The following is an 11,525-nucleotide window of genomic DNA, read 5'->3' on the forward strand; positions in this document are numbered from 1 at the left end:
ACCCACCCCCGCATTTCGCCCGCGCGCCCCGCTCCCGCGACCCCACACCGCGCGGCAGAGCGGGCACCGCGCCCTCGCTCGTCTACTCGGAGGCACCCCGTGGAAAACGCCGACATCGGCATCCGGCTGAAACCCGCGCTCCAACAGCCGGACTGGGACGACCCCGCGCAGTTGCGTCGGGTCAGGGAGGAACTCCTGGCCCGCCCCTCGCTGGTCGCCGCGGACGACGTACGGACCCTGCGCGGGCTGTTGGCCCGGGTGGCGGCCGGCCAGGCCCATGTGGTCCAGGTCGGCGACTGCGCCGAGGACCCGGCCGAATGCACGCCCGACCACGTCGCCCGCAAGGCCGCCGTCCTGGACCTGCTCGCCGGGTCGCTGCGACTGATCACCGGCAAGCCGGTGCTGCGCGTCGGCAGGATCGCAGGCCAGTACGCCAAGCCCCGCTCGCGCCCCACCGAGGTCGTCGACGGGGTCGACATGCCCGTCTTCCGGGGCCACATGGTCAACGGACCCGAACCCGACGTCGACGCCCGCCGCCCCGACCCGCTGCGGCTGCTCACCGGCTACATGGCCGCCGACGACGTGATGCGGGGCCTCGGCTGGCGCCCCGGCAGCCCCGGCGCCGGCATCGACCCCATGGTGTGGACCAGCCACGAGGCCCTGCTCCTCGACTACGAGGTGTCGATGCTCCGCGGCGACGAGGCGGGCGGACTGATGCTGGCCTCCACCCACTGGCCCTGGATCGGCGAGCGCACCCGGCAGGTCGACGGCGCCCACGTCGAGCTGCTGTCCCGGGTGAGCAACCCGGTCGCCTGCAAGGTCGGCCCGAACATGAGCCCGGCGGAGCTGCTCGCCCTGTGCGAACGGCTCGACCCGGACCGCGAGCCCGGCCGCCTCACCCTGATCGCCCGGATGGGCGCCGACGCCGCCCCCGACGCCCTGCCCCCGCTCGTGACCGCCGTCCGGGAGGCGGGACACCCGGTGATCTGGCTGACCGACCCCATGCACGGCAACACCGTCAGCACCCCCGACGGGTACAAGACCCGCTACGTCGAGACCGTCGAACGCGAGGCCGTGGCCTTCCACTTCGCCGTCACCGAGGCCGGGGGTGTCGCGGGCGGCTTCCACCTGGAGACCACCCCGGACGCCGTCACCGAATGCGTCTCCGATCCGTCCGCGATCGATCGGGTCGGCGAGTTCTACACCAGTCACTGCGACCCGCGGCTCAACCCCGGACAGGCCATATCCGTCGTATCCAGCTGGAGTTTCTGATGGACGGCACCACAGCACTCGTCACGGGAGCCGCCGGCGGGATAGGCCGCGCGGTCGCCCTCACCCTCGGGGCGCGCGGTGTCCGCATCGCCGCCGTGGACCGCGATCCGGTTGCCTTGCGGCGGGCGGTCGAGGAGTGGGCCGACCAGGGCGTCAAGGCCGTCGCCTTCCCCACCGACGTCACCAGCAGCGCCGACGTCGAGCGGACCGTCGAGGCCGCGGAGAGCGAACTCGGCCCGATCGAGCACCTCGTCAACGCCGCCGGCATCCTGCGCCTCGGCCAGGCCCGCGCGTTCACCGACGAGGACTGGAACGCCACCTTCGCCGTCAACACCACCGGCGTCTTCCACGTCTCCCGGGCCGTGGTCAACCGGATGGTCGAGCGCGCCGGGGGCTCCCTCGTCACCGTCGCCTCCAACGCCGCCGGCACCCCCCGCACGGACATGGCCGCCTACGCCGCCTCCAAGGCCGCGGCCACCATGTTCACCAAGTCCCTCGGCCTGGAAGTCGCCCGCCACGGCATCCGCTGCAACGTCGTCGCCCCCGGCTCCACCGACACACCGATGCTGCGGTCCATGTGGCAGGACGAGTCGGGTCCGCGCGGCTCCATCGAGGGACACGGGGACTCGTACCGCGTCGGCATCCCGCTCGGCCGACTCGCGCAGCCCCGACACATCGCCGACGCCGTGGCCTTCCTGCTCTCCGACGAGGCCGCGCACATCACCCTGCACACGCTCACGGTCGACGGCGGCGCCACCCTCGGCGTCTGACCTCCGCGCCCGCGACCCGCCGCCGTCCCGCACCACCCTCACCCGCACCCTTCCACCACGTCAGAGCCACGAGAGGAAGCCATGGCCGGCATCCCGACCATCGAGGCCTACCCGATGCCGACATCGGGGGACCTGCCCCTCAACACCGCCGCCTGGTCCGTCGACCCGGCCCGCGCCGTCCTGTTGTTGCACGACATGCAGCACTACTTCCTGAAACCCCTGCCGGACACCCTGCGCAACGAACTCGTCCGCAATTGCGCCCAGTTGCGCGACCGGTGTGTCGAACTCGGCGTCCCCGTCGCCTACACGGCCCAGCCGGGCGGCATGACCGAGCGCCAGCGCGGACTGCTGCGGGACTTCTGGGGGCCCGGGATGAAGCCCTCGCGCGCCGACCGGGAGATCGCCGACGAGCTGGGGCCCCGTCCCGAGGACTGGGTGTTCACCAAGTGGCGCTACAGCGCGTTCCACCACACCGACCTGCTGGCCCGGATGCGGGAGGCGGGACGCGACCAACTCGTCGTCGGCGGGGTGTACGCCCACGTCGGCGTACTGGCCACCGCGGTCGACTCGTTCAGCCACGACATGGAGACCTTCCTCGTCGCGGACGCCCTGGCCGACTTCACCGAGGAGGACCACCACCGCACCCTCGACTACGCGGCCCGGCGCTGCGCCGTGGTCACCACCGTGAAGGAGACCCTGGCATGACCGCCGCCCGGGAACCGGCGGAGCGTGACCTGCTCGCCCGGATCCTCGCCCCCTCGCCACCACCGTTCGCCCTGCTGCACCGGCCCGGAGCCACCGGGCCCGGCCTGGTGGAGGTCCTCGTCGGCGACGTGTCCCACCCCGAGACCCTGGCGTCCGTACCCCTGCCCGAGCGGGGCGCCGCCGAGCCCGGCCGGCACGAGGCGCTGGTCCTCGTACCCTTCCGGCAGATCCGCGAACGCGGCTTCGAGGCCGCCGACGACGGCTCCCCGCTCATCACCCTCGCCGTCACCGGTCAGGAGAAGGTCCCCCTCGCGGAGGCCGTCGCACGCATCGGCGACCGGCCCATCCGGCTCACCGGCGGCGACTTCGACATCGACGACGCCGGCTACGCGGACATCGTCCGTCGCGTCATCGCCGACGAGATCGGCACCGGCGAGGGAGCGAACTTCGTCATCAAACGCTCCTTCACCGCGGAGATCACCGACTACACCCCGCGCAGCGCCCTGACCCTCTTCCGCCGGCTCCTGGAGCAGGAATCGGGCGGCTACTGGACGTTCGTCGTCCACACCGGCGAGCGCACCTTCGTCGGCGCCACCCCCGAACGCCACATCAGCGTGCACCGCGGCACCGCCGTGATGAACCCCATCAGCGGCACCTACCGCTACCCCGCCGGCGGACCCACCCTGCCCCAGGTCATGGACTTCCTCGCGGACCGCAAGGAGACCGACGAGCTGTACATGGTCGTCGACGAGGAACTCAAGATGATGGCGCGGGTCTGCGAGGGAGGCGGCCGGGTCGTCGGCCCCTACCTCAAGGAGATGGCGCGCCTCGCGCACACCGAGTACCTCATCGAGGGGCGCACCACCCGCGACCCGCGCGAGATCCTGCGCGAGACGATGTTCGCCCCCACCGTCACGGGCAGCCCGCTGGAGAGCGCCTGCCGCGTCATCAGCAGGTACGAACCGCGCGGCCGCGGCTACTACAGCGGCATCGTCGCCCTCATCGGCACGGACGAGACGGGCGAACGGGAACTCGACTCGTCGATCCTCATCCGCACCGCCGACATCGACGCCGCCGGCCGGGTCTCCATCGGCGTGGGAGCCACCCTGGTGCGCCACTCCGATCCCGAGTCCGAGGTCGCGGAGACCAAGGCGAAGGCCGCCGGCCTGCTCGCCGCACTGGAATCGGACGGCGCCACCCGGTTCTCCGCCCACCCCGACGTCCGGGCCGCCCTGGCCCGGCGCAACGACTCCATCGCCGGGTACTGGCTGGCCGAGGAGGGCGAACGCGCCCTGCCGCAAGCCTCGTTGGTCGGACGCTCGGTCCTCGTCGTGGACGCGGAGGACACCTTCACCTCGATGATCGCCCACCAGCTCCGCTCGATGGGCCTGCGGGTGACCGTGAGCCGCTTCGACGAGCCGTACTCCCTCGACGCCCACGACCTGGTCGTCATGGGCCCGGGACCCGGCGACCCGCGCGACGCCGGCCACCCGAAGATCGCCAGGCTGTCGGCCGACGTCCGCGCGCTGCTCGCCAAGCGCAGACCCTTCCTCGCCGTGTGCCTCAGCCACCAGGTCCTCTCCCGGGAACTGGGGCTCGACCTGGTCCGCCGCGACCACCCCAACCAGGGCGTACAGCGACAGATCCAACTGTTCGGCGCGGCCGAACGGGTCGGCTTCTACAACACGTTCGCCGCCCGCGGCGCCGAGGACAAGGCCGAGGCCGAGGGCGTCGGCGTGTTCGAGGTCAGCCGCGACCCGGAGACCGACGAGGTGCACGCCCTGCGCGGACCGCACTTCGCCTCCATGCAGTTCCACCCCGAATCCGTGCTCACCCGGGACGGCGTCCGCATCGTCGAGTCCCTGCTCACCGGCCTGATCTGACCGGCCCACCACCCACCCACACCCCTCCCGCGAAGGAGTTCCGCGATGCTTCCCGTCAACGGCAGTGACAAGGGCCTGTACATGGGTCTCGTGGCCGAGCGGGCCGCCCAGGCCCACGGCGACCAGCTGATCATCCTCGACCACGACCTGGACCTCTTTCCCGAGGCCGGGCGACGCCTGACGTTCGCCGAACTGGCCGAGTACATCGACGACACCGCGGCCCGCCTGTACGCCGCCGGAGTGCGCCGCAGCGACCACGTCGCCCTCCACAAGTCCAACGGCTTCGACATCAACATCCTGTCCAGCGCCGTCGCCCGCCTCGGAGCCGTCCCCGTCCAGCTCTCCCCGTACCTCGACGCCGACAGCGTCCTCGCGCTGCTGCGCCGGCTCGGCTCCCCCCACCTGGTCACCGACACCGACAAGCTCGACGGACCGTTCGCCGGCACCCCCCTCGCGGAGATCGCCGGCCAGGTGATCATCGTGGCCGGCTCCCGCCCGGGCACGGTCTCCCTCGCGGACCTGGCCGGCTCCCCGCGGCAGGCCCCCGTCGTCCCCCACCTCGACCTGCCCGCGCTCATGACGCACACCTCCGGCACCACCGGCCTGCCCAAGCTGGTCGTGCACTCGGCCCGCACCCTGCACGGCCGCTACCGCCCGCAGGCCAAGCTCTTCGACATGATCCGCGAACACGAGACGGTCGCCCTGCACGTCAGCTACGTCCACTCGCGGATGCCCCTGGCCCTGGCCGTCCTGCTGCCCCGCGGCAACCCGATGGTCATCATGAACGACGCCGAGCCCGAGCACGCGGCACGACTGTGGGCCGAGACCCGCCCCGGATTCATCGAATCGCACCCCAACTCCTTCATGGAATGGGAGGTGTTGGCCGACCACCCGCTGCGCCCGCTGTCGAACGTGAAGTACTTCAGCACCACCTTCGACGCCATCCACCCCAGCACCATGCACAAGCTGCTGCACGCCACCGACCGCAGCTCGCCGCTCTTCTACCAGATCTACGGCCAGAGCGAGACGGGCCCGCTCGTCGGCCGCGGCTTCACCCGCGCCACCGCCCTCGGCGCGGACGGCCGCTGCCAGGGCCACGCCTTCCCCTCCGACACCAAGTTCCGGCTCGTCAGCCGCAACGGCAAGGAGGTCACCCGCGACAACCCCGGCTACATCGACGTACAGGCCGCCGGCCGGGCGCTGGGCTACTTCGGCGAACGCGAGCGCTACGACACCCAGGTGCACGGCGGCTGGTGGCGCGGCATGGACCTCGGGTACCGCACCGACGAGGGCTGCCTCCACCTCCTGGACCGCGAGGTCGACGCCATCCCCGGCATCCACTCCACCCTGGAGATCGAGGACACCGTCCTCGGCCGGCTCGACGAACTGACCGAACTCGTCGTCGTCCCCGGACCCGACGGCGCGGGCGTCCCCGTGCTCTGCACCCGCGACGACCTGCCGCTGGACACGGCCCGCTGGCGCTCCGCCGCCGCCGCGTGGCCACAGCTCGCGGAGCCCGTGCAGATGAAGCTCTCCGAACTGCCGCGCACGGCCACGATGAAGGTCCAGCGCCTCGAACTCACCGCACGACTGCGGCGGTTGTCCGCCCCGCAGTCGTCCTGACCACCGTCCGGCGACAGGCAGGAGAACACCCGTGAACGCCACCAGCGATGCCGACGTGCTGATCGTCGGAGCCGGTCCCACCGGCCTGCTCGCCGCCTGCGAACTACTGCGGCGCGGCGTGGGCGTACGGATCGTCGACCGGGCCCACGAAGCCGCCCGGGTACCCAAGGCGCTGTCGCTGTGGCCCCGGGTCCGCGACATCTTCACCGACCTCGGCGTCGGTGAGGCCGTACAGGAGGCCTCCGTACCCGTACGGGCCTTCCGCTACTTCTCCGACCGCAAGCCGGTCGCCTCGCTCACCTTCACCGAGGAGCTGGCCGCCCGCCAGCTCCCCCAACCCGAGACGGAACGCATCCTCACCGAACGGCTGCACGCCCTCGGCGGGAAGATCGAGCGCGGCGTCCGGCTGCTGTGCCTCGACGACGTCGACTACTCCGGCCGGATCGAGCCGGGCGGCACGGTCACCGCCGTGCTGGAGCACGGCGACGGCCTCGTCGAGCGGTTCACCGCGCCCTTCGTCATCGGCGCCGACGGGGCGGGCAGCGACGTCCGCCGGCAACTCGGCATCGGCTTCGAGGGATCCACCTACGAGATGGCCTTCGCCCTCCTCGACACCCGCATCGAGGGGAACCTCCCGCCCGACGAGATCTCGTACTACCAGAGCACCTCGGGCACCCTGTGCGTCGTCCCGCAGCCCGACGGGGTCTTCCGCTTCCTGTCGGTGATGCCCGAGGGCACCACCCTGACCCGCGACGACATGCAGCGACTCATCGACACCCGCGGCCCCCACGGCGTACGGATCACCGAACCGGTCTGGGAGACCGTCTTCCGGGTCCACGCCCGGCGGGCCACCGACTTCCAGCGCGGCCGGGTCTTCCTGGCCGGGGACTCGGCGCACGTGCACAGCCCAGCGGGCGGCCAGGGCATGAACAACGGCCTCCAGGACGCCCACAACCTCGCCTGGAAACTCGCCGCCGTCCTCGCCGGCGAGGCCCCCGCCACGCTCCTGGAGAGCTACGGCAGGGAACGCGTCGAGGCGACCGGTCGCATCGTCCGCGACACCGACCTGCACACCCGGGCCCTGACCGCCCGCACCCGGCGCCGGGTCGCCGCCCGCGACACCGCGTTCCGGCTGCTGGACCGCACCGGCGCCGCCGCCCGGCTCTACGCCCCCGTGATGGCGGGCCGCCGGCTCGCCTACACCCCGGACCGCGACACCCGGCAGCCGTCGACCGGCGCCTGTCGGGTACGCGACCGGCTGCCCGGCGGCATCCGGGCCGGCTCGGTCTTCCCCCGGGCCGCCGCCGTCGCGCTGGGCCTGGCCGGACCGGGGCGGGCCCCGGCGGGCTGGACGCTGCTGCTGCGCCCGCCCGCCCGGGACACCGCCTGGACCGCCCGGGTCGAGCACACCGTCGGCCCCTGGCCGGGGCTCCGCGTCCTGCGGGCCACACCCGACCTGCCCGGCCGGGGCGGGCTGTGCGCCCGCCCCGGGTACTACCTGATCCGGCCCGACGGGCACGTGGCGGCCCACGGGCACACCGACGACCTGCACCGGCTGGAGGCCGAACTCCGCCACGCCCTGACCCCGACACCCGACCACTGACCCCCACGCCCCACCGAGCACCGCACCCCGCACCACCGAGCACCCCCGCGAGCGCCGCCGCCCGGCCCAGGCCGGACGGCGGCGCTCGTGCGCGTTCCGGGAGGTCAGGGGCCTACGGTGCGTCGGACCCGCTCCGGCGGCGCGGCGGTTCCTCCCCGCCGGAGCCCACCCGCTCCTCCTCCTGCGGCGGGTCGGGCAACGCCAGGCACAGGGCGTCCAGGGCCGCCGCGAAGGCGTGGTCGGGCGGGGTTCCGTAGCCGAGCACCAGCCCGTCCCGCGGGGTCATGGAGCTCTCGGGGTGCAGGTACGGCCGCAATCCGTCCAGCGCCAGGCCCTGCCGGCGGGCCGCCCGCAACGCCGCCTCCTCGGTGTCCCTCGGCAGCTCCAGCACCGCGTGCAGCCCGGCCGCCACCCCACTGACCTTGATGTGCGGGGCCTCCTGCGCCAGCCGGGCCGCCAGCTGGTCCCGGCGGCGCCGGTAGATCAGGCGCATCCGGCGCAGGTGACGGTCGTAGGCGCCCGAGCCGATGAACTCGGCCAGGGTCAGCTGGTCCGTGACCCCCGACCACATCTCGCGGGGGCCCTTCACGGCGAGCACGTCGTCCACCAGCCAGCCGGGCAGCACCATCCAACCCAGCCGCAGCGCGGGCGACAGGCTCTTGCTGGCGGAGCCGATGTAGACGATCCGGTCCGGGTCCAGGCCCTGGACGGCGCCGACCGGCTGGCGGTCGTAACGGAACTCCCCGTCGTAGTCGTCCTCGATCAGCACTCCACCGCTCGCCCGCGCCCAGTCCACCACCGCGGCCCGCCGCTCCGGGTGCAGGGGCCCGCCCGTCGGGAACTGGTGAGCCGGGGTGAGAAGCACCGCCTTGGCGCCCGTCCCGGGGAGTTCCTCGACCCGCGCGCCCCCGCCATCCACCGTCAGCGGCACCGTGGCCAGCCCCGACGCCACCAGGATGTCCCGGTGGAAGGACAGCCCGTACGACTCCACCGCGACCGGGCCGGCGAGCACCTTGCCGAGCAGCTCCAGCCCGTGGGCGAAACCGGAGCAGACGATGATCCGGTCCGGGGCGGTCCGTACGCCGCGCACCCGCGCGAGGTACTCGGTCAGCGTGCGGCGCAGCTCGATCCGGCCGCGGGGGTCACCGACCCCGAAGGCGTCGTGCGGAGCGGCGGCCAGCGCCCGCCGGGCGGCGCCGATCCAGGCGGTACGGGGGAAGGCGGAGGCGTCGGGGGAGCTCGGCAGCAGGTCGTGCACGGTCCGGCGGTGCGTCGGCCGGGCCGGGCCGCGCGGCCGGTCGGGCTGGAGCGGGGCCGCCCGTCGGGCCACCCGGGTACCGGAGCCCTGGCGCGCCGACAACCAGCCCTCCTCCACCAGCTCGGCGTACGCGTCGGCGACGGTGTTGCGGGCGATCCCCAGGTCCACGGCGAGGGCCCGGTAGGGCGGCAGCCGGGTGCCGGGGGCGAGCCGGCCGGAGTCGATCGCCGTGCGTAACGCCTGCATCAGCTGGTTGCGCAGGCTGCCCTCGCCGCTCAGCTCCAGGTGCAGATCGCTCCCGGTACCCGTCGGATCGGGATCGGACGCACCCTCGGAATTGACCCATGATCTCTGCATGGGAATGCACCCTACTGCGGGCCGATTGCGCTCCTACAGTTTTCACATGACCACTTTTCAGGTTCCTGAGCGCATGAACTTCGCCGCCGTCGCCCCCAAGATCTTCAAGTCCGTCCTGGCCCTCGACGGGGCCGCCCGACAGGGCCTCGACCCGATCCTCCTGGAGCTCGTCCAGATCCGCACCTCGCAGATCAACCGCTGTGCCTACTGCATCGATTACCACACCAGCGACGCCCGCAAGGGCGGCGAGTCGGAAGAGCGGATCTACCAGCTCACCGCCTGGCAGGAGTCCAGCCTCTTCACCGTCAAGGAGCGCGCGGCACTCGCCCTCACCGAGGAGGTCACCCTCCTCCCCGGCGGAGTCACCGACGCCGTCTACGACGAGGCCGCCCGCCACTTCGGCGAGGAGGAGCTCGCGCACCTGATCGCGCTCATCTTCACCGCCAACGTGTGGAACCGGATGAACGTCGCCACCCGCAAGACCCCCGGAACCGAGTAGTCCGGCCGCTCCGCGACCCCCTCAGACCCCATAACGACGCACCAGGGCGGTGGCCACCGCCGGACAGGCCAGGCCACCGCCCCACGCATGCCCCCACCCCCGTCTCCCGGCACCAGAGGGGGACCGCTGACGAAGGACTGACATCGTGACCACCCTCGATTCATCCGCACCGCGCACCGCGGGCAAGGAACCCTCCGCGGTCAAGGGCTGGCTGGCCGTCCTGGCCGTCACCCTCGGCATCTTCTCCCTCATGACCTCCGAGCTGCTGCCCGTCGGCCTGCTCACCCCGGTCGGGGACGCCCTGAAGGTCTCCGAGGGCACGGCGGCCCTCATGGTCACCATCCCCGGCCTGGTCGCGGCGATCTCGGCCCCGCTGGTGACCGTCGCCACCGGAAAGTTCGACCGGCGGCTCGTCCTGGTCATCCTGATCGCCATCGTCGGCCTGGCGAACCTCGCCTCCGCCTTCGCCACCAGCTTCGCCGTGGTCCTGGTCGCCCGCTTCCTCATCGGCATCAGCGTCGGTGGCTTCTGGTCCATCGCCGGCGGCATCGCCCTGCGCCTGGTGCCCGAACGACACGTCGCCCGCGCCACCGCCGTCATCTTCGGCGGCGTCGAGACGGCCTCCGTGCTCGGCGTGCCCACCGGCACCTTCCTCGGCGACCTCTCCGGCTGGCGCACCGCCTTCGCCGCGGTCGGCATCCTCGGCCTCGTCGCCCTCGCCGCCATGCTCTTCCTGATGCCGAAGGTCCCGGCCGAGCGCACCATCGTCTTCGGTGACCTGCCCCGCGTGTGGAAGTCCAACGCCGGCGTCCGCATCGGCATCGCGATGACCTTCCTCGTCATCACCGGCCACTTCCTCGCCTACACCTTCGTCCGTCCGCTCCTCCAGGACGACGGCGTCGGCGACAACATGATCGGTGTCCTGCTGCTGACCTTCGGCATCGCCGGCATCACCGGCAACTTCATCGCCGGCGCCCTGATCGCCAAGCGGCTGCGCCAGGTCGTCATCGGCATCGCGATCGTCCTCGCCGTCGCCATGCTGCTGCTCGCCACCGTCGGCAACACCACCGTCACCGCGGCCGTCATCCTCGTCCTGTGGGGCCTGGGCTACGGCGCCGTGCCGGTGACCTTCCAGACCTGGATCCTCGACGCCGCCCCCGACGCGACCGAGGCCGCCTCCTCCCTGTACGTCTCCACCTTCAACCTGTCGATCGCCCTCGGCGCCCTCTTCGGCGGCATCGCCGTGGACAACCTCGCCACCGCCAGCGTCCTGTACATCGGCGCGGGCCTCGCGATCCTCACCCTCCTCGTCGTCGGCCGACGCTCCGGCCGCCCGACCGACTCCGCCCCGGCCGCCGAACCGGCGACCGACCCGGCCACCGCGGCCGCCCACTGATCGTCTGCCCCGCGACCAACCGTCCCCCGCGGGCGGGACAGACAGCCGGGCGCGGCTCCCTCAAGGAGCCGCGCCCGGCGCTTTCGCGTGCGAGTGCGCTTCTGGCGGGGCGCGGGTTCGGGGGTGGGGCGGGCTTCCGCGCTTCGGCTCCCACCCCTC

The 11,525-nt window shown here is 72.7% G+C and carries 9 protein-coding genes; 8 read left to right on the forward strand and 1 reads right to left on the reverse strand.

Going from position 1 to position 11,525, the window contains the following annotated elements:
- Positions 1-99: 99 nt before the first annotated feature.
- The 6 genes from ADK55_RS12875 (at position 100) to ADK55_RS12900 (ending at position 7,856) form a co-directional block, all read left to right on the forward strand.
- Positions 100-1,272, forward strand: a complete 1,173-nt coding sequence (locus tag ADK55_RS12875) for a 3-deoxy-7-phosphoheptulonate synthase (RefSeq protein WP_053678179.1) — start codon at positions 100-102, stop codon at positions 1,270-1,272.
- On the forward strand, positions 1,272-2,042 hold the full coding sequence (locus ADK55_RS12880; protein WP_053678182.1) for a 2,3-dihydro-2,3-dihydroxybenzoate dehydrogenase: 771 nt from the start codon (positions 1,272-1,274) through the stop codon (positions 2,040-2,042). Before ADK55_RS12875 ends, ADK55_RS12880 begins: the two co-directional genes overlap by 1 nt.
- A gap of 81 nt (positions 2,043-2,123) precedes the next feature.
- Positions 2,124-2,747, forward strand: coding sequence for an isochorismatase family protein (locus ADK55_RS12885; RefSeq protein WP_053678184.1), 624 nt, complete (start codon positions 2,124-2,126; stop codon positions 2,745-2,747).
- A complete protein-coding gene (locus ADK55_RS12890) occupies positions 2,744-4,630 on the forward strand; it encodes an anthranilate synthase family protein (RefSeq protein ID WP_053678186.1) in 1,887 nt (628 codons plus the stop codon). Before ADK55_RS12885 ends, ADK55_RS12890 begins: the two co-directional genes overlap by 4 nt.
- Positions 4,631-4,675: 45 nt before the next feature.
- Positions 4,676-6,253, forward strand: a complete 1,578-nt coding sequence (locus ADK55_RS12895; RefSeq protein ID WP_053678187.1) for a class I adenylate-forming enzyme family protein — start codon at positions 4,676-4,678, stop codon at positions 6,251-6,253.
- Between the two features lie 31 nt (positions 6,254-6,284).
- Entirely contained in the window at positions 6,285-7,856 is a 1,572-nt protein-coding gene (locus ADK55_RS12900; RefSeq protein WP_053678189.1) for an FAD-dependent monooxygenase, read from the forward strand.
- 112 nt (positions 7,857-7,968) lie between these two features.
- Here the strand turns inward: ADK55_RS12900 and ADK55_RS12905 are convergent, their stop codons facing one another.
- Positions 7,969-9,471, reverse strand: a complete 1,503-nt coding sequence (locus ADK55_RS12905) for a PLP-dependent aminotransferase family protein (RefSeq protein ID WP_053678191.1) — start codon at positions 9,469-9,471, stop codon at positions 7,969-7,971.
- A gap of 46 nt (positions 9,472-9,517) precedes the next feature.
- Here ADK55_RS12905 and ADK55_RS12910 point away from each other — a divergent pair, with 46 nt between their 5' ends.
- Together ADK55_RS12910 and ADK55_RS12915 are read left to right on the forward strand one after the other, a co-directional pair.
- Complete coding sequence (locus ADK55_RS12910; RefSeq protein ID WP_234350025.1) at positions 9,518-9,970, forward strand: carboxymuconolactone decarboxylase family protein; 453 nt, start codon at positions 9,518-9,520, stop codon at positions 9,968-9,970.
- A gap of 145 nt (positions 9,971-10,115) precedes the next feature.
- Entirely contained in the window at positions 10,116-11,366 is a 1,251-nt protein-coding gene (locus ADK55_RS12915) for an MFS transporter (RefSeq protein WP_053678195.1), read from the forward strand.
- The last annotated feature ends 159 nt before the right edge of the window (positions 11,367-11,525 follow it).

This window comes from Streptomyces sp. WM4235 (genome assembly GCF_001279725.1).
In the GTDB taxonomy this organism is placed as follows: Bacteria; Actinomycetota; Actinomycetes; order Streptomycetales; family Streptomycetaceae; genus Streptomyces.

Coding starts and splice junctions, on each gene's coding strand:
- ADK55_RS12880 (WP_053678182.1), top strand. CDS start 1,272: ATGGACGGCACCACAGCACTCGTCACGGGAGCCGCCGGCGGGATAGGC.
- ADK55_RS12885 (WP_053678184.1), top strand. CDS start 2,124: ATGGCCGGCATCCCGACCATCGAGGCCTACCCGATGCCGACATCGGGG.
- ADK55_RS12890 (WP_053678186.1), top strand. CDS start 2,744: ATGACCGCCGCCCGGGAACCGGCGGAGCGTGACCTGCTCGCCCGGATC.
- ADK55_RS12895 (WP_053678187.1), top strand. CDS start 4,676: ATGCTTCCCGTCAACGGCAGTGACAAGGGCCTGTACATGGGTCTCGTG.
- ADK55_RS12905 (WP_053678191.1), bottom strand. CDS start 9,471: ATGCAGAGATCATGGGTCAATTCCGAGGGTGCGTCCGATCCCGATCCG.
- ADK55_RS12910 (WP_234350025.1), top strand. CDS start 9,518: ATGACCACTTTTCAGGTTCCTGAGCGCATGAACTTCGCCGCCGTCGCC.